Here is a 19,138-nt window from a genome sequence, read left to right on the forward strand (position 1 = left end):
CTGCCGTGAGGGGTCCAGTCTGGACCACAAAATGGGGCAGGCTCACTCGGCCAGCACGGTGCCACGGCGCAGCAGCATGAAGCTGTGCAGTTCGAGGTCATCCGCCGAAAGGGCGTCCAGCCACGCGAGGACAGCGCGGGACGATACCCCTTGCGTTTCGGGCGAGGAGCGAGGCAGCGGTCGTAGGGTGGGCACGGTTCACTGTAATGGGTGAAGAATGCCGCCTGAGGACGGAACAGACGGGGAGGTCGCGTAATGAGGACGAGTACAACAGGCTTGGTGATCTCACCCTGAAATCCGCTCAGCGCCAGACCTCGTTCCAACTCCCGTCGGACTCCCTCTGGGCCGCGCTATCCCTGTCCCTGGTTGCCCTCCAACGGGTCCGAGACGTACAGGTACACGTCAGCGAGCTGGGCGGGAAGACCGCCGATTTGCACCCGCTGGCCGCGCTCGTCCACGCCGTCGAGACCGACCTTGCCCTGCTGGACGGTCAACCCGCGCGGGAGATCACCAAGATGGGGGCCGATTAGATAGACCGTGCCGCCATCGGCGGTGATGGCGTAGGCGTGCAGCCGCTCCCGTTCCACTCGCTGTTGAAGGAGCAGCGCCCAGGTGTGCGTCACGAGGCAGGGGAACAGCGGCCCGATGGTCTGGCCCGGGTGCAGCAACGTCTCCCACTCGCGCTGGTCGTGCATTCCTCACCCTACCGTCCACACTCTGACGCTCTCAGCACACTGGACGGCTGATCCCTTCCCCAGCCCGCCGCCGAGTTGCTTAAGATCAGGCATGTTGACCCTGGCACTCGGCCTGGCGCTCACCTTCCCTCCTGGCCCGGGAGCGGCCACGGCAACCGACCCTCCCACCATCCGGTGCAGGCCCCTGACCTCAGCGCCTCTCCAAGACCTGCTGTGCCGACCTGAGGAACCTCAAGCGGCTCGACCGCCACTCCTGTACAACCCCTTCTTCCCACAGGACGGGAACTCCCGCTCACCTGAGGACGGCCGGGCCTGCCTCCCCGGACAGCCTTCTAGCCACCTCAGGCTTCAGGCTCCTGCCCCTCAACCCTCGACGTTCCGCATCCGCTACCCGGGAACAGTCGAGGGGTGGCGCTGCGGCCTCCTTCCCCAGGACCGTTGAAGGAAACGTTCTCCCGCTGGGTTAACTGACATCTTGCAGTTTTGAAAAAGGACGTCTGGAACGCGTTTTTGGCCCCAGAGTGGGGTGTGTATCCAAAAGAACAGCGTTCCAAACGACTTTATTCTGACATCCTGCCCTGCTTTTCTCGCCAGCAGCACCGGGAATCCTTCGAGGTCTTCCTCGACCTGCTGCTGGATGGTTCGGGTCAACCGCTGCCGGAACGGGCGAGTGTCAAGTCCCCCTCGGCCCTCAGCCGCTTTCTCAACCACGCGGCCTGGGACACCCGGCAGAGCTGCCGGGTGTTGCGTCAGCACGCCCAGGAGACGTTGCAGAACTTCTGGCGACAACAGCCCCACCAGCGCCCTCGGCTGGAACTGCTTGTGGATCTGACCAGCCTGGAAAAGACCGGTAAGTTCAGCGAACTTGCCGACTGGGTCCACACCTACCACAGCGTCCGCGGCGTTGACCTGGTGGTGCTGTACCTGTGCTGCGGGGAGCTTCGTCTGCCCTGGGCCTTTCAAGTGTGGCGGGGGAAGGGGTCCCCTTCCCCTGCGCAGCTCGCGTTGAAGTTGCTCCGCACCGTTCCTGCCGCTCTGCTCGCTGGAAAACGGTGTCCCCGTCTGCATGCGGACGGGGGCTTCGAGAGTACCGAGTTTATTCGGGCGTCCTCGCCCGTGGCCTCGACATCGTGGTCGGCGTGCGCTGCTCCCGGAAATTGGAGGGTGGGCGGCAGGTCCATGACCTGATGGTCTGCGGGAGCGTGGTCAAGCCCACACGGCCCCCGCCAGGCTATGTGCGTCTCCTGGGTGTGGCTCTACTGACATCTTGCAGTTTAGGTTGAGGGGACGAGAAGTGCGTGCTGGAAGGCGTCGAGCGCGTCCAGTTCCAGTTGGAGTGCTTGGCGACGCACGTCGGGGACGAACGAGAACCGTACGGTTCTCGCCAGCTCGCCCCCGTCGGGCCACATGGTCACTCCCCCCTCGGGCAGATCGAGGTCTTGGAGAGGGCAGAGGAGAAAGGCCGCTCCAGAGAGGCACCACCAGCGCATGACCCCCTGTTTGCTGTGCTGGGCGAAGCGTTCGAGCCCAAAGCGTCCCTTGACTGTTTTAAAGAAGGCGAGGGTAAGCCAGCGGCGCTTCCCCACGCGGGCGAGATACTTGCCGCCCAGGTCGTGATTCAACATCACGAAGCGTTGTTCTGGCTCCTTGTTTCGGTAGACTGAGATCTTGCAGTTTGGGGTCAGGTGACGAGAACACCGTCCAGCACGGCCCGAACTGTCTCAATCTCTGTTGTGGCAAGGTGTTGGCGTCCAGGAAGCGGGAGACCTTGGAAAGGCAGGTGGCCTGAACTTCAGGCCACCTGCTGTACTGTTTCCCGCCACATCTTGAACGCAGCTTGTTGTTGAAAGCGACGGTGACGAGCGGGGACGGTCGAGCGAGCGGGGTGGTGAAGGTTCGCCAAGCGGGCGTGCAGGTCGAGAAAGCCTTGCGCCCGTCGTCGTGATCGGAAGCCTCGCTGTGAACGTTCCTGCCGACGGGTCGGGTGGTGGGATTGTTCGATCACGTTGTCACGGCGAGCAGTGGAGACCACCGGGACGTGCTCCACCCCGTGGAGCACGGAAAGCTCGCGCAGGGCCGCACCGTAACTCCAGAGCTTGTCGGTATGGATGACCTCCGGCACGTCGTCTTCCCCCAGCAACCGGTGGAAAAACGACTTGGCGGCCTCGGTATCACGGTGTCCTTGAAGGAAGACGTCCAGCACGACGCCGTGTTCCAGGGCGGCCCGCCACAATCAGTGGGTGACACCCCCGACATCCACATGCATTTCGTCCAAATGCCACCGGGAGGGGACGTCAGGGTTCCCGGTGGCGGAGACCCTGAGCCAAGAGGTCACTGAAGTTGATGCACCAGGTCCGAATAGACTCGCGCGAAACGACGATGCCCCGCTCCAGCAGCAGTTCCTCAACATCGCGGTAGCTGAGGGTAAAGCGGTGGTATATCCAAACCGCGTAGCTGATCACGGCAAGAGGAAATCGGTCGCCAGGAAGCTTCTGACTGCTCAGCACTGCCTCACCCTACCCCAACAACTTGCCACAACCACTTGCCCTTAGCGCCGCACCCGCAGCGGGGGGGCGCCGAAGAGCTGGCGGCGCAGGGACTCGCGGGCCGCGCCGAGGGCGGCGTCGAGTCCGGGGCCACAGTCGGCCACGGCACGCAGCCAGGCCGCCCCGCCGGCCGCCTGGCCCGTGGCGAGCTGCCCGGGGACAGCGGGCCAATCGGTCACCTGGGGGGCCCCGACCCACACGCCGCTTGCCAGGTAGTCCCCGCCGCCCCACACCCCGGGTGAGCGGGTGTGCTCGCCGGGGCACAGGCGCAGGGCGTCGAGGTAGACGCGCCTCCCCCCCCGCCGGACCTCCATCCGGCTCGCGTACTCGTGGAAAGCTAGGCTCTCCCCGCTGCGCACGCGCCCGCCCGCCAGCGTCTCGGTGAGGCCTAGCTCCGCCCCCTCCCCCAATTCGGCGAGGACCGTCTGGCGAAAGGCGCTGCCCGCGAAGGGAATGGTCCGTTCCGGGTAGAACTCCAGCCTCCCGCCGGGGGCCACCTCCAGGGTGACGTCCTGGGTGGCGGCGGCCCGGTCCGGCGAGGGCTGGACCCGCGTCGCCGACTGGGTGAGGACCAGGGCCCGCGCGCCCCCCTCCACCCGCACGCGAACCTCGCTGTGGTCGCCGCCCAGCACGCCGCCCATGGGATTCACGATGAAGACCATCAGCGTGCCGCAGGGCAACTCGAAGGGCCGCACGATCATCAGCGGGGCCTTTTGCAGGTCGCGCAGCAGGACGGTTCGCCCAGCGCGCACCCCGAAATGCAGGTGCAGAACGCCCGTGCGGGTGCGGCGAAGGAGCGTCAACCCAGGCCCACCCGGGGCGGCGCCACGTGGCGGAAGAGCAGGTCGTGCTCGATCCAGGCGATCACCTCGGCCACGCCCTCCCCCCCGCGCAGGTTCGTGAAGACGTAGGGGCGCACCTCACCGCTGGCCGTCCGCTGGGCCCGCGCGTCGGCGTCCATCACCTCCAGGCTCGCGCCCACGAGGGGGGCGAGGTCGGTCTTGTTGATCACGAGCAGGTCGGAGTGCCGCACGCCCGGGCCGCCCTTGCGCGGCACCTTTTCCCCGCCCGACACGTCCAGCACGAAGACCCAGGCGTCCACCAGCTCCGGCGAGAACGAGGAGGCCAGGTTGTCCCCGCCGGACTCGATGAACAGGAGGTCCAGCCCCGGGAAGTCCGCTTGCAGCGCCTCCACCGCCTCCTGGTTCAGGGAACTGTCCTCGCGGATGGCCGTGTGGGGGCAGCCGCCCGTCTGCACGCCGCGGATGCGCTCGGGGGGCAGGGCGGCTGCCCGCGTCAGGATGCGCTGGTCCTCGAAGGTGTAGATGTCGTTCGTGATGACCGCCAGCTCGTAGCGGTCCCGCAGCTCGCGGCACAACACTTCCAGCAGGGCGGTCTTGCCGCTGCCGACCGGGCCGCCGACGCCGATTTTGAGGGGGAGGGTCACGGAAGTCCTTTCAGGTCTGGAAGAGGCGGCTCTCCAGCCCCGCCTGCTCACTCGCGGCGATATCGAGCAGGGGGGAAAAGCCGGCCAGGTCGTCGGAGGTCGCTGTCAGGGCCGCCCCGATGCAGGTTCGCGCCGCGTCCTCGCACTGGCGGGCGCAACGCTGGGCGTCCAGTCCCCCCAGTTTCATCAGCCGGGTGGCGGAGGTCGCGCGCCCCAGCAGCCAGGCGGAGACGTAGGCGGTGACCGCTTCCTCGCGCCCGACTCCCAGTACCGCGGCCATCGCCCCGAAAGTCGTGGCGTGGTGACGAGTCTGAGGAAGCGTGGCGAGGTCCTCCGGCCAGAGGTGCCCCGCGGCTCTTCGCAGATTCGCGCCCACCCGCACGCTCGCCTCCCGGGGCCCCCGCACCAGCTTCAGGTCGTCGAGCAGGGCGTCCAGTTCCGTGAGGGCCGGGGGGCGTCCGCGTTCCAGGCGAGGGCACAGGCGGGGGCATCCTGCCGGCCCCACCCGTGGACGAGCTGCCCGCACAGGAAGGCCCGCAGGTCGTCCGCCGTCCGCACGTCGCCCCGCTGCGTCAACGTCTCCAGCCCGTCGCTGAAGGCGTATGCTCCCGTCGGGAAGGCGGAATCCGCGAGTTGGAGCAGGCGCAGGTTCACGGCTCGTGTTCCCACGAGGGCCGCCCGTGAAAGGGACGATCTTCGCGCGTGAAGGGCACGCCCAGGCGGGTGAGCAGCAGCTCTACCGGGGCGTCCCACAGCACCAGAAAGGCGTCCCCGTCCTCCACGAGGTCGCGGTGCAGGTTGCCGACGGCATGGGCCACCCGGGCGGCCTCGGCCATGCCCCGGGGACGGACCGCCGCCACGTCCTCCGGCGCGGCCTCCACCACGTAGCTCACCCCCCCCCGGCGCTCCAGCACACTGCCGGGCAGGAGGACCGTGCCCGTCGGAAAGGCCAGCCGCAGCTCCGCGCCGTCGGGGGCGGTCAGGCGGCGGCGCACCCGGCGGCGGTCCGCAGCGGTCATGGGGACGTGGATCACGCGGCCCTGTGCCCCGGCGGGGGCAGCGGGGGCGGGAAGCACGGCGCGGCGCAGCCCCGAGAGCCGGGTCACCCTACGCCCCCCGCACGAAGTCGAACCACGCGTCCAGGCCCTCCCCGCGCTTGCTGCTCAGCTCGACGACCCTCACCCCGGGCCGGGCGCGGTCGATGTTCTCGCGGCACAGGTCGCGGTCGAACTCCACGGCAGGCGCCAGGTCCATCTTCGTGATGACCACCACGTCCGCCGTATTGAACATCGTGGGGTACTTCAGCGGCTTGTCCTCGCCCTCGGTGGTGGAGATCAGCACCGCACGGGCCGCCTCGCCCAGGTCGTAGGAGCTGGGGCAGACGAGGTTGCCGACGTTTTCCAGAAACAGCACGTCGAGCGCGGCCAGGTCGAAGCGGGGAAGGACGCCCCGCACCATCGCCGCGTCGAGGTGACAGACCGTCCCCGTCACGATCTGCTCGGCCTGCGCGCCCCATTGCCGCAGCCGCGCCGCGTCGTTCTCGGTGGCGAGGTCGCCCACCGCCACGGCCAGACGTAGCGTCCCCCCCAGGTCGCGCAGCGTGCGCTCCAGCAGGGCTGTCTTGCCCGCGCCCGGACTGGAGACGAGGTTGATGGCCCGCACCCCCGCCTCCCGGAAGGCGCGGCGGTTCTCGGCGGCGGTGTGGTCGTTGGCCTTGAGGATGTTCTGCCGCACCGTGACGATGCGGGGGGTCGTGCTGGTCATGGCTTCTCCTTCAGGCGAGTTCGAGTTCGTCCAGCTCCAGTTCGTCGCCCCGGAGCAGCGTGGGCGTGGGGGCGCCGCAGAGGGGGCAGCGGAGGCCGCGCGTGGCCTCCAACTCGACGGGCCCATGCCGGGGGCACTCGGCCACCCCCGGCACGCGCACGATGCTCAACCTGGCTCCCTCCAGCGGTGTCCCCTCGGCACAGGCGGGGAACGCTCCCAGCAGCGCCTCCGGCACCACGCTGGACCACTGGCCGACGCGCACGGTGAGGGCGCTCGCCCGCGCCGCGCCGTGTGCGCGCAGCACCTCGCAGGCCACGTCGATGAGGGAGAGCGCGATGGAGCTTTCGTGCATGGCCCCTCCTCAGAACAGGAAATACTTCTGCGCCAGCGGCAGCCGGTCCAGCGGCTCGCAGGTCACCAGGTCGCCGTTTACCCGCACCTCGTAGGTCTCGGGGTCCACCTGAAGGTCGGGCGTCCCGGCATTGAGGAGCATGTCCTTCTTCCCGATGGAGCGGGTGTCTTTCACGGCGCGGTAGGGACGGGCCACCTCGGGGAGACGACCTCCTTCCAGACTCGCCGCCGAGACGAAGTGCAGGCAGGTGCCCGCCCGGGCCCCGCCGTGCGCCGCGAACATGGGGCGGGGGTAGACGGGCTGGGGGGTGGGAATGCTCGCGTTGGCGTCCCCCATCTGAGCCGCCACGACGAGCCCGCCCTTGAGGACCATCGCCGGTTTCGCCCCGAAGAAGGCAGGTTTCCACAGCACCAGGTCTGCCAGCTTGCCGACCTCCACGCTCCCCACCTCGTGCGCGACGCCGTGGGCGATCGCCGGGTTGATCGTGTACTTGGCGACGAAACGCCGGGCGCGCAGGTTGTCGGCGCGGCGGTCCTCCCCGAGGCCGGGGATGGAGAGCGGCCCGCGCTGGACCTTCATCTTGTGGGCCGTCTGCCAGGTGCGCGTGATCACCTCGCCCACCCGGCCCATCGCCTGCGAGTCGCTGCTCATCATGGAGAAGACGCCCAGGTCGTGCAGCACGTCCTCGGCGGCAATCGTCTCGGGGCGGATGCGGCTCTCGGCAAAGGACACGTCCTCGGGGATGCGCGGCGAGAGGTGGTGGCAGACCATCAACATGTCGAGGTGCTCGTGAAGGGTGTTCACCGTGAAGGGCATGGTGGGATTGGTGGAACTGGGCAGCACGTTGGGCAACCCCGCCACCCGGATGATGTCCGGCGCGTGACCGCCCCCCGCCCCCTCGGTGTGGAAGGTATGGATGGTGCGCCCGGCAAAAGCCCGGATGAAATCCTCCACGAAGCCCGACTCGTTCAGGGTATCGGTGTGGATCGCCACCTGCACGTCGAAGTCGTCGGCCACGCTGAGGGCCGCGTGGATGGCGGCGGGCGTGGTCCCCCAGTCCTCGTGGAGCGTGAGGCCCAGCGCCCCCGCGCGAATCTGCTCGGCCAGCGGTGCCTGCGTGCTCGCGTTTCCCTTGCCCAGCAAGCCGAAGTTGAGCGGCAGAGCGTCCAAGGCTTCCAGCATCCGGTGGATATGCCACTCGCCGGGCGTGCAGGTCGTCGCGCTCGTGCCCGCCGTCGGCCCGGTGCCGCCGCCGATCATGGTCGTCACGCCCGATTCCAGCGCCGTCCAGCATTGCTGCGGGGCGATGAAGTGGATGTGCGTGTCCACCCCGCCCGCCGTGAGGATGTGCCCCTCGCCCGCCACGATCTCCGTGCTGGCCCCAATGGTCAGTCCCGGCGTGACGCCGTCCTGGGTGCCGGGATTGCCCGCCTTGCCGATGGCGCTGATCCGCCCGTCCTTCACGCCCACATCCGCCTTGATGACGCCCCAATGGTCGAGAATCACCGCGTTGGTGATGACCAGATCGGGCACGTCCGGATCCCCCCGCGTGGCCGTGCTGCTCTGCCCCAGCCCGTCGCGGATGACCTTGCCGCCGCCGAACTTCACCTCCTCGCCGTAGGTCGTCAGGTCGCGCTCGATCTGGATGAGGAGGGCCGTGTCGCCCAGCCGCACCCGGTCCCCGGTGGTGGGGCCGTAGAGGTCGGCGTACTGACGGCGGGAAACCTTCACTCCGTCCCCCCGAAGCCTGCCGCCCGCGCGCGCTCCAGCGCCGCCTCCCGCATCCTCGGCGCGTCGAGTTCCCCGCTGACGAGCGCGTTCATGCCGTACACCGAGCGCGTTCCCCCCAGCGGGACGAGTTCGATGCCCTTTTCCTCGCCGGGCTCGAAGCGGACGGCGGTTCCGGCGGGGATGTTCAGGCGCTGGCCGTAGGCGGCGGCGCGGTCGAACCTCAGCCCGGCGTTCACCTCGAAGAAATGGAAGTGGCTGCCCACCTGGATGGGCCGGTCGGCGGTGTTCGCCACCGTCAGCGCCGTGACGGGCCGTCCGGCGTTCAGCTCGATCTCGCCCTCCTCCAGCAGGTATTCCCCGGCGACCACCCCGCTCGCGCTGCCGCGGATGGGGTCGTGGATGGTGACCAGCTTGGTGCCGTCGGGGAAGGTGCCCTCGACCTGAATGTCGTGGATGAGTTCGGGCACGCCGTCCATCACGTCGTCGGGGGTGAGCAGGGTCGCGCCCCAGCCCATCAGGTCCTCCACGCTTCTCCCGTCGCGGATGCCTTCGAGCACCTCGGCGGTGATGAGGGCCACCGCCTCGGGGTGGTTGAGTTTCAGTCCGCGCGCCCGGCGATGGCGCGCCACCTCGGCGGCAGTGAAGATCAGCAGCTTGTCGCGTTCCCGTTCGGTCAGTTGCATGGTCGGACCTCCTTCTGGGCTGGGTGGGGCGCCGTCAAGACCGCTGCCAGAAGTCCAGGTGGGCCTGCGCCGCCTCGTCCTCTAGGAAGGGGCCGAGGACCTGGGTGGGCCGCTGCCCGCGCGCGAACACCTCCCGGCAGGGAAGGGAGAACGTGGGGTTCTCCGGGTGGTCGCCCGTGAGACGCAGCAGGCGTTCTTCGGACAGCGCGTAGACCACGCGGCCGATGTTGCACCAGTACACGGCCCCCGCGCACATCACGCACGGCTCCGCGCTGGTATACAGCGTGGCCTGAGCCAGCTCCCCCGCTGGCAGGAGGCGGGCGGCCCGGGCGGCGACGCGCAACTCGGCGTGCTGGGTGGGATCACCGTCGGGTGGCAGGGAGTTGTTGCCCGCCTCGGCCACGACCAGGCCCGCCCCGTCCACCACCAGCGCCCCGAAGGGGTGCTGGCCCGCTGCTCGCGCCTCCCCCGCCAGGTGCAGGGCGCGGCGAAGGTGCCGCGCGTCCTGGGGGGAGAGGAGCAAGGGCCTCACCCCTGCTCCCCTGGAGATGGGTCTGCCCATACGGTTTGTTTTTTCTGCACAGCATGCTGGTAGGAGGAGCAGTATGGACAGGACATAGCTAATTTTTGCATTTTATCTTCCGTGTTCGATACATTCTGCACATACAGGTGACTGTGTCCTGTTTCCTCCGGCGTCAGCCCTTCTTTCGCCGCCGCCGTGTCGTCCGGCCGTTCATCTGTGAAGATTCACCTCACGTCCCAGCCCCCCATCCCGGGCCACCCGAAGAGGAGGAAGAGATCAGCACCCCTGAAGTGGCACCGAGAACGAGGCCAGCGGACGCGGCGGGACCGCCCGTCCTGAGGCTGCGGGGCATCACCAAGCGCTTTCCGGGCGTGACGGCCAACGATCACGTGTCGCTGGAGGTTCACGCGGGCGAGGTGCTCGGCCTGCTGGGCGAGAACGGCGCGGGCAAGAGCACCCTCGTCAGCATCCTGTACGGCCTGTACCGACCCGACGAGGGCGACATCCTGATGGACGGGAGGGAGGTGCGCCTGACCTCCCCTGCCCAGGCGCTGAGGCTCGGCATCGGGCTCGTGCCGCAGCACCCCCTCCTCGTGGAGCGGCACACCGTCGCCGAGAACCTGGCGCTGGGGGCGGGGGGGGCGTGGCTCCCGGTGCGCCGCGTGACTCCCCGCCTCCGCGAACTGTCGCGGGCCTACGGTCTGGAGGTGGACCCCAACGCGCCCGTCCACACCCTCTCACCCGGCGAGAAGCAGCGCGTGGAGATTCTGCGCGCCCTGCTGGGTGGGGCCCGCGTCCTCATCCTCGACGAGCCCACGAGCGTGCTCACCCCGCAGGAGGCCGAGGGGCTCTTTCGGGTGATGCGCGAGCTGAGGGCGAGCGGCAAGTCGCTCATCTTTATCAGCCACAAGTTGGGCGAGGTGCTGGACATCTGCGACCGCACGGTGGTCCTGCGCCGGGGGCGGGTGGTGGGTGGCCTCCCCATAGCCGAGGCGACCCAGGCGAAACTCGCCGAGCTCATGGTGGGGCGCGGGGTGAACTTTGAGCGCCGCCGGGTGACGGGCCGCCTCGGCCCCGTCTTGCTCGGCGTCCGCGACCTTCAGGGCCGGGGGGAGCGTGGCCACCTCGCCCTGCGCGTGGTGAGTTTTGACCTGCACGCGGGCGAGGTGCTGGGGGTGGCGGGCGTGGCCGGGAACGGGCAAACCGAACTCGTGGAGGTGCTCGCGGGCCTGCGTCCAACGAGCGGCGGCGAGATCACGCTCGGCGGGCAGCCCCTGACGGGCGATCCGGCACGGCGCTTCTCGCAGGGAGTGGCGCACATTCCGGAGGACCGCCTCCACACCGGGACCGTTCCTACCATGAGCGTCTCGGAGAATCTGGTGCTGCGCGAACACGGCCAGGCGCCCTTCTCGCGGGGGGGCCTCCGTGACATCGCGGCTCAGGACGACTTTGCCCGCCGCATGGTGGACCGGTACGGGGTGTCCACCCCGGGCATCCACACCCCCAGCCGCCTGCTGTCGGGTGGAAACATCCAGAAGCTGATCCTGGCACGTGAACTCGCCGAGAACGCCCAGCTGATCCTGGCCGTCCACCCCACCTATGGCCTCGATATCGGGGCGACCGAGCAGGTCCACGGCGAACTCCTGCGGCGGGCGGAAGGAGGCGCGGGCGTCCTGCTGGTGGGCGAGGACCTCGACGAACTGCTCTTGCTGTGTGACCGCATCGCGGTGATGGTCCACGGCGAACTGCTCGGGCCCTTCGATGCCGCACGAACCTCGCGCGAGGAGCTGGGCCTGCGGATGACCGGGGGCGCGGCATGATGCGCCTCTCGCCCGTGGTGAACCCCGGTCCGCTGAGGTTGCTGCTCGTCACGCTGGCCGCCGTCCTGGTCGCCGCCCTGATCTGTGCCGGGGTCTTCGCCCTTTACGGGGTGAGCCCGCTGGAGGCCTACCGCAGCATGCTGGGCAGCACCCTGGGCGACCCGGTCGGCCTCTCCGAGGTGGCCCGGCGCTTCATCCCCCTGCTGCTGATCGGGGCGGGGCTCGCCCTGGCCTACCGCGCCCAGTTCGTGAACATCGGCGGCGAGGGGCAACTCCTGCTCGGGGCGGTGGGCGGCTCCGGCATCGCCCTGTTCCTTCCGCCCGGGCCCTGGACGCTGCCGCTGATGTTCCTCCTCGGGGCGCTGGCGGGCGGCCTGTGGGCCTGGATCGCCGTGTGGCTCAAGGTGCGCTACCGGGTCAACGAGATTGTGACCACGCTGATGCTGAACTACGTGGCCGTCAGCCTCGTGCTGTACCTCATCAATGGGCCCTGGAAGGGGCGCAACGTGCAGGGCTACGTGTACTCGGACCTGTTCCCGGACGCGGCCACCCTGCCCGTCCTCGGGGGCACGCAGGTCCACTGGCCGACCCTGGTGCTGGGCGTGCTCGTGGCCGCCGGGCTGCAATTCCTGCTGACACGCTCGGTGTTCGGCTACCGCCTGCGGGTGGTGGGCGAGAATCCGGCGGCGGCGGGGTACGCCGGGATCAGCGCGGGCCGCGTGATGACGCTCGCCGCCCTGATCACCGGGGGCGCGGCGGGGCTGGCCGGGGTGGGCGAGGTGGCGGGCATCCACCACCGCCTGATCGAGCCGGGGCAGCTCTCACTGGGGTACGGCTTCACCGCCGTCATCGTGGCGTGGCTCGCGCGGGGCAATCCGCTGGCCGCTTTGCTCACCGCGCCGCTGATGGGCGTGATCCTGGCGGGCGGCGACGTGCTCAAGATCGACCAGAACATGCCCTTCCGCATCGTGGACGTGTTCAGCGGCGTGATGCTGCTGTGCCTGATCGTGAGCGAGCTGTTCGTGCAGAACAGGGTCCGGCTCGGCACGGGGAGGGCTCATGGATGAGGTCGTGAACGCCCTGCTGCGGGCTTTGTCCTTCGGCACGCCGATCCTCCTCGCCTGCCTGGGCGCCATCGTGAACGAGCGGGCGGGGGTGTCGAACCTTGGCGTCGAGGGAATGATGGCCGTGGGGGCGCTGGCCGCCTTCGCCACGGCGAACAGCACGGGCAATCCCTGGCTGGCCGTCCTCGCGGCGGTGGCGGGAGCAGCGGCCCTCGCGCTCGTCCACGCCGTCGCCACCATCCCGCTCCGGGCAAACCAGTTCGTGTCGGGGCTGGCCCTCACCCTGCTGGGCATCGGGCTGGCGGGCCTGCTCGGCAAGCCCTACGAGGGTTCTCCGCTCCCCGTGCGGGTTCCCGAGTGGCCGTTCATCGTGCTCGCGGCCGTCCTCACGGTGGGACTCGCCCTGATCCTCTCGACCACCCGCCTCGGGCTGATCCTGCGCTCGACCGGCGAGAACCCGGCGGCGGTGGACGCGCTGGGAATCAGCGTCCCGCGGGTGCGTTTCCTGGCCGTACTGATCGGCGGCGCCCTCAGCGGGCTGGGCGGGGCCTTCCTCGGCCTCGCGTACCGGCCCTCGTGGATGGACAACATCACGGGTGGGCTGGGGTGGCTGGCCGTCGCACTCGTCATCTTCGTGGCGTGGAGCCCGGTGCGAGCGGCGCTCGGGGCCCTGTTCTTCGGGGTGCTGTACTACCTGCAATTCAGCCTTCAGGGCCGGACCGTCTTTCCCACCGAACTGCTCTCGGCCATGCCGTTCGTGCTCGTGCTCGTCGCCCTGGGGGTGGCGGGGGCGCGGCGGGCGGCGGGTCATGCCCCAGCGGCCCTCGGAAGGCCGTACCTGCGCGGCGAACGTTGACCCTCCCCGACCTTCCCCGTTCCCGGTAAGGAGAACCATGAACAAAGCGGCAGCCTCCCTTTCCCTGCTCGGCCTCCTCAGCCTCGCCCTCACGGCCGGTGCGCCCGGCGCCCAGGCCCAGGGGAACAAGCTCCGGGCCTGCTTCGTCTACATCGGCCCGGCCAATGACGGCGGCTGGACCTACGCGCACGACCAGGCGCGCAAGGCGGCCGAAAAGGCGCTGCCCTGGCTGGAGACCCGCTTCGTCGAGTCCGTGCCCGAGGGGCAGGCGACGCCGGTGCTCGACCGCCTGGCGCGGAGTGGGTGCCAGGTCATTTTCACGACCTCCTTCGGCTACATGGACCAGACGGCGGAGGCGGCCAAGAAGTACCCGAACGTGATCTTCGCGCACGCGGCGGGCTACAAGCGGGGGTCGAACCTCGCCACCTACATGGCGGACTTCTACCAGGTGTATTACCTCAACGGCCTGATGGCAGGTGCGCTGAGCAAGAGCGGCAACATCGGCTACGTGGGCACCTTCCCGATTCCCGAACTCAAGCGGCACATCAGCGCCTTCGCGCTCGGCGTGCGGGCAGTCAATCCCAAGGCCAAAGTCAACGTGAAGTGGATCAGCGCCTGGCTCGAGCCGACCAAGGCCCGCGAGTCCGCCGAGGCCCTGATCAACGAGGGGAACGACGTGCTCGCCTTCACCGAGGACACGCCCACCATCGTGCAGACGGCGGCGGCGCGCAATATCCCCGTGTTCGGGCACTACAACGACATGTTCCGCTTCGGGCCGAACAGCGTCGTGTCGGGCCAAATCGTCCACTGGGACAAGATCTACATCGACTTCCTGACCAAGGTCCACAACGGCACGTACACGAACAAGAACCTCCAGAACGTCGATTACTGGTGGCTGCTGAACAAGGGGGCGGTCGAGGTCGCGGCACAGCCCGGCGTGGTCATCAATCCCAAGTTTGCCGCACAGCTCAAGGCCGCCAGGATGACCGTGAACGGCAAGCCGGTCAGCGTCTATGACCGCGTGATGGCCCTGAACGCCGACATGAAGAGCGCCAGGCCCAAGTTCGACCCCTACACCGGGCCCATCAAGGACCGCAACGGCATCCTGCGTGTGGCCGCGGGCAAGGTTGCCAGCGTGGCCGATCTCAACAGCATGAGCTGGATGGCCCCCGGCGTGACCGGCGCCGTGGCCGACGAGCCGAAGAAGTAAGCGGGAAGAGAAAAGACGAGCCCCCACACGGCGCATCCCGCCGGGGCAGGCGCCTGTGAAGGGTCGGACTTCAGATGTTGAGGACCCTATCCAAGGTCGTGCGGTTGCGGCAAGGTGAACTTACTCCGCCCGTGTGGACATCGAGTGAAGGCCCGACAAGAGGAAGTCGAGGTTCCCGGTGGGGAAACGCCGCACCTTCACCGCCGAACTCAACCAGGAAGCCGTTCAGCTCACCCGGCAGGGTTGTGGCAAGTTGTTGGGGTAGGGTGTTCTGGCAACTTAACCTCGGTAAGCTAGCGAGCTGTGAGTGACCGGAAGCCGTGTCGCCATCGTTTTCCCCTGAGCGTCATCGACTACGCCTTGCGGCTCTACCACCGCTTCCCCCTCAGCCAGCGTGACGTTCAGGAGCTCCTACAGGAGCGCGGGATCATCGTCAGCCACGAGACTCTGCGACAGTGGAATAGGAAGTTTGTTCCGCTCCTGACAGAAGAACTGCGCCAGCGGGAACCCCGTCGGAGTTCTCGGTGGCCTCTGGACGAGGTGTGGATACTGTCGGCCAATTCATGCAGTCAAGCGCAGGGAGGCAAAGCGAGACGTCCTGGTCGAGCTTCTCGGGGTGCCAGCCAGCCAGGTCGTCACTCTTACGGCATTGATGGCAGCTGCGACGTTGGCATGCTGGAGCGCTGTTTTTGCGAGGCCCATGTAGCGGGGACGCCGAAGTCCACAGGCTCGAACCGCCTGAGAAATCGTGCCTTCAATTCCTGCACGCAGGTGGTACCGAGCTCACCACGTCGTGGACTGCTCCTCTTCTCGTGCCCGGAGCAGCGCTTCGTGCTGCTCCCTGGGATGCAGCACACTATGGCGGGGAGAGCTTTTTGATCGTGTACACAGCGACCGGACGGCACAGGGCGAACAGTCGGATCGGCTGAACTGCAGTTGGATGATCTCGTTCCCAAAGGCGTCCTCTCCGGGACGCCATGTTGTCGAGGCGTTGCCTTGCGGGCACGTTGCCTGCTGTCGCTCCCAGTCGATCCGAAAATTGGGGAGGTCATCGCCTTGACCGGCCTTGGCTTGCCAACTGCTGTTGACCCTCAGTGGGCCAATTCAGGTGATCTGCTCTTGCTGACTGGTCACGAGCAGTTCAGCGTCGGTCTACCCGGCATCTACCAGGTGCTCCTGTGGACACAGGTTTTTCTTGATGAGCTTGCGTTGAATGGTCCGCGTACTGGCGACATCAGGGATTTCGGCAGAGCACGTATCGCTGTCGACGATCAGGTGGACGTCGTTCTGATCGCAAGTTTCGGTGTAGTGCACTTTGTAGCCCAGCCATTTCACGCCCCGCTTGTCGCTGAAATGGGCTTCAGGAGCGTAAGGGGAATGCACGCGCTCACCGGTTGGTAGCCATTCCCCAGGCTCCTTCCCACGGCAAGCGGTGGCTTGCCGTTCAAAGTGGTGCTCCCACACCTGGCGGAGAATTCGCACTGCAGGACGTTCACCCAGGACCGTCATCGACTCCCCAGCAGCGTGAGTCTGAATTGCGTCCAGCAAAGCAAATCCGTCCTGACCCACCTGAACAAGATAGGTCGTGCGGGCCGGCAGGGTGTGCGGCAGGTGTTTTTCTTCACTCCGCCATGAATACCGGTCGAACCAGGCCAGCGGAGTTACGCCCCGCAACCAGCCCGGCACCACGGTGGCCAGGTCGTTTAACGCCGCCCGCAACGTTTCGGCGACCAGTTCCGTCAAATGAATTTCGCGTCCTGCCGCCAGGACGTGGGTCGAGTCGGTTCGTTGCTTTCCTCGCGCCTTGAGCAGCTGTTCTGCTCGAAACCGCTCCACCATCAAGTCGAGCAGCAGCGCGTGTGCGCTGCTGCCCACGAGACGGCTGCGAAATTCGGACAGCACGCTGAAGTGGAATCCGGGATCCGTCAATTCCAAGGCCAGCGCCTATTTCCAGTCGATCCGTCCCCGAACCGCGTCTGCCGCTTGACGATCACTCAAATTTTCCATGAACTGCAGCACCGTGACCAGCGCTAGCCGCCAGGGAGAGAACGCAGGTGGGCCTCGCCGCGAATACAGGGTCTGGAATGATTCATCCTGATACAGCTGCTGGAAGGCATCCCTCAGCTTCGTTGCCACAGTGCCCTTGGGGAAGGCGAGCTGGGCCACCCGAGCTGTTTCTTCAGGGATGGGCACCAGGGGCTGGATTTTTAGGGACATGTGCAGAGTCTGCCCCCACCGATGAATTGGCCGACAGTATCAGGTCTGCGTCAAGGTCGGCGGGGTGGGGCACTGGTTGTGGCGGGCGGTCGACAAACACGGGAACGTGCTGGACATCCTTCTTCAGGAACACCGCGACACCGAGGCGGCCAAGTCTTTTTTCGTGCGCCTGTTGAGGGAGTACGACGTGCCGGAGATCATTCACACCGACAAGTTGTGGGCCTATAGGGCGGCCCTGCGTGAGCTTCCCGTGCTCCACGGTGTGGAGCACATCCAGGTCATCTCCACCGCCCGCTGCAACAACCTCGTGGAACAGTCGCATCGAGCAACACGGCAGCAGGAGCGCAGTCAGCTCGGCTTCAAACAACGGCAGAGAACGCAGGAATTCCTCGCCCTGCACGCTCGAGTCTCGAACCTTCACCGCCACGCCCGAACCACCGTCTCTGCAGCCATCCGAAGAAGGAACCAAGCCGCAGCAGTTCTCCTCTGGCGGGCAGCCATGCAGCAGGCGGCTTGATTTTCAAGCCGCCTGCTGAGCTGCTATGGCCCTGCTGGGGTTAAGTTGCCAGAACTCCATTGATCGACCTCCAGGGAGCAGGGTGTAAGCCCGGGTGCTCACCGATGAACGCCTGCTTCGTAGATTTCAAGCTGCCGAGTCGCCGCCTGTGGCGCAAACAGCCGCACGTTGTCCTGGGTGGCGAGCAGTTGGCGCCGGACCCGCGTTTCTCCCACCCCAGCGGGCGCGTAGCACACGAACAAGGCCTGGGTGGTCGCCGCCGTGACGCGCGTCCGCCGGTCCTGCCCGTACAGGATCGTGCACACCACGCCCCCCTCGTCCGCCATCATCATGTCGTTCGCCCGCAGCGTCCGTACCTTGCCGTTCATGCCCTCGAACACCTCACCACCCCCCGTCACGTCGATGCGGAGCGGCCACACGAGGCGATCCGCGTCATGATTCGCCGTCAGCACGAGCGTGTCCAGTTCCGCCACGAAGCTGGCATCCACCAGCGGGCTGACGCTCGGCAGCGACTTTGCCTTGTGGACGACGGACTCCAGTTGCAGTTGCACGTGGTACGTCTGGCCAAACCGCTTGTAATACGCCCGGTACGCCTTCAGCACGTCGAGTTCGAGCAGGTCCTGACGGGAGAGGTCGCCGAATTGGGCGCGCAGCCTCTCTTCCAGGGCCCGCTTGCGCGCGTCGAGCGTAGCGTTCGGCGCTGTGTTGTCAATGCCCTCCATCAGGAGCACGCCCACGTGTCCACCGGGAAAAGTAGCGTGCCAGGCGTCACTCACCGCGATGTCAGTCATGAGAGGCTCCTTGCCGCGCGAAGACGAAGGTCGCGCACAGGACGCACGCGAGGCCGAGCGCGTGCCACGGGGTGAGTCGTTCGCCCAGCAGCAGGGCCGAGAGGGCCACGGCGCTCACGGGGAGCCACCCGGTGTACACGGCGGCGGTGCTCGCTGTCAGATGACGCACTCCGGCGAACCACAGGAGGTACGCCAGGACGGTCGCCCCGAGTGCGTAGTACCCGAGGGCGAACACGTCCCCCGGAGTGAGGCGCGCGAAGTCGAAGGTGATCGCCTCGAAGAGCCCGAGGGGGAGAAACAGCACGAGTGCCAGGCTCGTCACGAGCGTCGTGGCCGTGAGGGGTCCCAGGCGGGCGCCGGACAGTCGGCTCAGGACATTCCAAGAGGCCTCCCCGACCACGGCCCCCAGCACGAGTGCACCCCCGAGCAGGAGCCTCGCACCCTCACTGGCGGCGGCGCCGGGGACGGTCAGGACGAGGATGCCGAGGGCGGTCAGCAGGACGCCCAGGAGGGCGCGAACGGTCAGCCGTTCGCGCAGCAGGATCCAGGCGAGCAGGGCCGTCACGGCGGGCACGCTGCTGGTCAGGATGCCTGCCGAGGCGGCGGAGGTCAGGGGCACCCCGTAGAAGAGGAAGACCCGGAAGCCGACGATGCCGAGCAGGGCTTGCAGCCACAGGGGACGCCAGGCCTCACGCGGGACGCGCACGGGACCTTCGAGGCGCCAGGTGAGGAGCCACAGCACGCCCACGGCGGGGAGCAGGATCAGGGTGTTGGCGAGGAAGATCGGGAGGCTCGCGCCCACGATCTTGCTCAGGACGACGGAGCTGCCCGCGAGCAGCATGGCGAGCGCGAGCTGTCCACGGGCGAGGACGCTCCGGCGCACGTCCGGGAGGGCAACCAGCATGACGGCACGCTACGGCCC

The 19,138-nt window shown here is 67.7% G+C and carries 20 protein-coding genes and 5 pseudogenes; 7 read left to right on the forward strand and 18 right to left on the reverse strand.

What is annotated here, in order from left to right:
• Positions 1-42 precede the first annotated feature (42 nt).
• Complete coding sequence (locus DAETH_RS21245) at positions 43-195, reverse strand: hypothetical protein (RefSeq protein ID WP_264778124.1); 153 nt, start codon at positions 193-195, stop codon at positions 43-45.
• Between the two features lie 155 nt (positions 196-350).
• Entirely contained in the window at positions 351-695 is a 345-nt protein-coding gene (locus DAETH_RS21250) for a hypothetical protein (RefSeq protein ID WP_264778125.1), read from the reverse strand.
• Between the two features lie 528 nt (positions 696-1,223).
• On the opposite strand from DAETH_RS21250, the gene DAETH_RS21255 reads away from it, so the two are divergent.
• Complete coding sequence (locus DAETH_RS21255; RefSeq protein WP_264778126.1) at positions 1,224-1,883, forward strand: transposase; 660 nt, start codon at positions 1,224-1,226, stop codon at positions 1,881-1,883.
• 86 nt (positions 1,884-1,969) lie between these two features.
• Here DAETH_RS21255 and DAETH_RS21260 read toward each other — a convergent pair whose 3' ends face one another.
• The 11 genes and pseudogenes from DAETH_RS21260 to DAETH_RS21315 form a co-directional block, all read right to left on the reverse strand.
• Positions 1,970-2,320 (reverse strand): hypothetical protein, encoded by a 351-nt coding sequence (locus tag DAETH_RS21260; protein WP_264778127.1) that lies wholly within the window; start codon positions 2,318-2,320, stop codon positions 1,970-1,972.
• A gap of 167 nt (positions 2,321-2,487) precedes the next feature.
• A pseudogene (locus DAETH_RS21265) lies at positions 2,488-3,199 on the reverse strand (IS6 family transposase).
• A gap of 44 nt (positions 3,200-3,243) precedes the next feature.
• Positions 3,244-4,044, reverse strand: a complete 801-nt coding sequence (locus DAETH_RS21270; RefSeq protein ID WP_264778128.1) for an urease accessory protein UreD — start codon at positions 4,042-4,044, stop codon at positions 3,244-3,246.
• Positions 4,041-4,688: an urease accessory protein UreG gene (gene ureG / locus DAETH_RS21275; protein WP_264778129.1), complete on the reverse strand. Its 648-nt coding sequence runs from the start codon at positions 4,686-4,688 to the stop codon at positions 4,041-4,043. Before ureG ends, DAETH_RS21270 begins: the two co-directional genes overlap by 4 nt.
• Positions 4,689-4,698: 10 nt before the next feature.
• Positions 4,699-5,441, reverse strand: a pseudogene (locus tag DAETH_RS21280) (urease accessory protein UreF).
• Positions 5,339-5,794 (reverse strand): urease accessory protein UreE, encoded by a 456-nt coding sequence (gene ureE, locus DAETH_RS21290; RefSeq protein WP_264778132.1) that lies wholly within the window; start codon positions 5,792-5,794, stop codon positions 5,339-5,341. The pseudogene DAETH_RS21280 and the gene ureE overlap by 103 nt, the downstream one beginning before the upstream one ends.
• 1 nt (position 5,795) lies before the next feature.
• On the reverse strand, positions 5,796-6,452 hold the full coding sequence (gene hypB, locus DAETH_RS21295; RefSeq protein WP_264778133.1) for a hydrogenase nickel incorporation protein HypB: 657 nt from the start codon (positions 6,450-6,452) through the stop codon (positions 5,796-5,798).
• 10 nt (positions 6,453-6,462) lie between these two features.
• On the reverse strand, positions 6,463-6,804 hold the full coding sequence (locus DAETH_RS21300; protein ID WP_264778134.1) for a hydrogenase maturation nickel metallochaperone HypA/HybF: 342 nt from the start codon (positions 6,802-6,804) through the stop codon (positions 6,463-6,465).
• A 9-nt stretch (positions 6,805-6,813) separates the two neighbouring features.
• On the reverse strand, positions 6,814-8,535 hold the full coding sequence (gene ureC / locus DAETH_RS21305; RefSeq protein WP_264778135.1) for an urease subunit alpha: 1,722 nt from the start codon (positions 8,533-8,535) through the stop codon (positions 6,814-6,816).
• Positions 8,532-9,218: an urease subunit gamma gene (locus DAETH_RS21310; protein WP_264778136.1), complete on the reverse strand. Its 687-nt coding sequence runs from the start codon at positions 9,216-9,218 to the stop codon at positions 8,532-8,534. Before DAETH_RS21310 ends, ureC begins: the two co-directional genes overlap by 4 nt.
• A gap of 34 nt (positions 9,219-9,252) precedes the next feature.
• The gene (locus DAETH_RS21315) at positions 9,253-9,780 is read right to left on the reverse strand and encodes a nucleoside deaminase (protein ID WP_264778137.1); all 528 of its coding nucleotides are present in this window, start codon (positions 9,778-9,780) and stop codon (positions 9,253-9,255) included.
• 251 nt (positions 9,781-10,031) lie between these two features.
• Here DAETH_RS21315 and DAETH_RS21320 point away from each other — a divergent pair, with 251 nt between their 5' ends.
• The 5 genes and pseudogenes from DAETH_RS21320 to DAETH_RS21340 all read left to right on the forward strand — a co-directional run.
• Complete coding sequence (locus tag DAETH_RS21320) at positions 10,032-11,561, forward strand: ABC transporter ATP-binding protein (protein ID WP_264778138.1); 1,530 nt, start codon at positions 10,032-10,034, stop codon at positions 11,559-11,561.
• A complete protein-coding gene (locus tag DAETH_RS21325; RefSeq protein WP_264778563.1) occupies positions 11,561-12,628 on the forward strand; it encodes an ABC transporter permease in 1,068 nt (355 codons plus the stop codon). Before DAETH_RS21320 ends, DAETH_RS21325 begins: the two co-directional genes overlap by 1 nt.
• On the forward strand, positions 12,621-13,481 hold the full coding sequence (locus tag DAETH_RS21330) for an ABC transporter permease (RefSeq protein ID WP_264778139.1): 861 nt from the start codon (positions 12,621-12,623) through the stop codon (positions 13,479-13,481). Before DAETH_RS21325 ends, DAETH_RS21330 begins: the two co-directional genes overlap by 8 nt.
• Positions 13,482-13,518: 37 nt before the next feature.
• The gene (locus DAETH_RS21335) at positions 13,519-14,691 is read left to right on the forward strand and encodes a BMP family ABC transporter substrate-binding protein (protein WP_264778140.1); all 1,173 of its coding nucleotides are present in this window, start codon (positions 13,519-13,521) and stop codon (positions 14,689-14,691) included.
• 303 nt (positions 14,692-14,994) lie between these two features.
• Positions 14,995-15,240, forward strand: a pseudogene (locus DAETH_RS21340) (IS6 family transposase); the annotation flags it as partial.
• 12 nt (positions 15,241-15,252) lie between these two features.
• Here DAETH_RS21340 and DAETH_RS21345 read toward each other — a convergent pair.
• The 3 genes and pseudogenes from DAETH_RS21345 to DAETH_RS21355 all read right to left on the reverse strand — a co-directional run bounded on the left by DAETH_RS21345 (position 15,253) and on the right by DAETH_RS21355 (position 16,908).
• Positions 15,253-15,795 (reverse strand): annotated as a pseudogene (locus DAETH_RS21345) (transposase).
• Positions 15,796-15,843: 48 nt separating this feature from the next.
• Entirely contained in the window at positions 15,844-16,626 is a 783-nt protein-coding gene (locus DAETH_RS21350; RefSeq protein WP_264777600.1) for a hypothetical protein, read from the reverse strand.
• A 9-nt stretch (positions 16,627-16,635) separates the two neighbouring features.
• Positions 16,636-16,908 (reverse strand): transposase, encoded by a 273-nt coding sequence (locus tag DAETH_RS21355; protein WP_264777599.1) that lies wholly within the window; start codon positions 16,906-16,908, stop codon positions 16,636-16,638.
• A 40-nt stretch (positions 16,909-16,948) separates the two neighbouring features.
• Between DAETH_RS21355 and DAETH_RS21360 the strand changes: the two are divergent.
• A pseudogene (locus tag DAETH_RS21360) lies at positions 16,949-17,425 on the forward strand (IS6 family transposase); the annotation flags it as partial.
• Between the two features lie 98 nt (positions 17,426-17,523).
• Here the strand turns inward: DAETH_RS21360 and DAETH_RS21365 are convergent.
• Together DAETH_RS21365 and DAETH_RS21370 are read right to left on the reverse strand one after the other, a co-directional pair.
• Positions 17,524-18,216, reverse strand: a complete 693-nt coding sequence (locus DAETH_RS21365) for a phenylalanine--tRNA ligase beta subunit-related protein (RefSeq protein ID WP_264778141.1) — start codon at positions 18,214-18,216, stop codon at positions 17,524-17,526.
• Positions 18,209-19,120: a DMT family transporter gene (locus DAETH_RS21370; RefSeq protein WP_264778142.1), complete on the reverse strand. Its 912-nt coding sequence runs from the start codon at positions 19,118-19,120 to the stop codon at positions 18,209-18,211. Before DAETH_RS21370 ends, DAETH_RS21365 begins: the two co-directional genes overlap by 8 nt.
• Positions 19,121-19,138: the final 18 nt, after the last annotated feature.

The sequence above is a fragment of the Deinococcus aetherius genome, from assembly GCF_025997855.1.
Taxonomy (GTDB): Bacteria; Deinococcota; Deinococci; order Deinococcales; family Deinococcaceae; genus Deinococcus; species Deinococcus aetherius.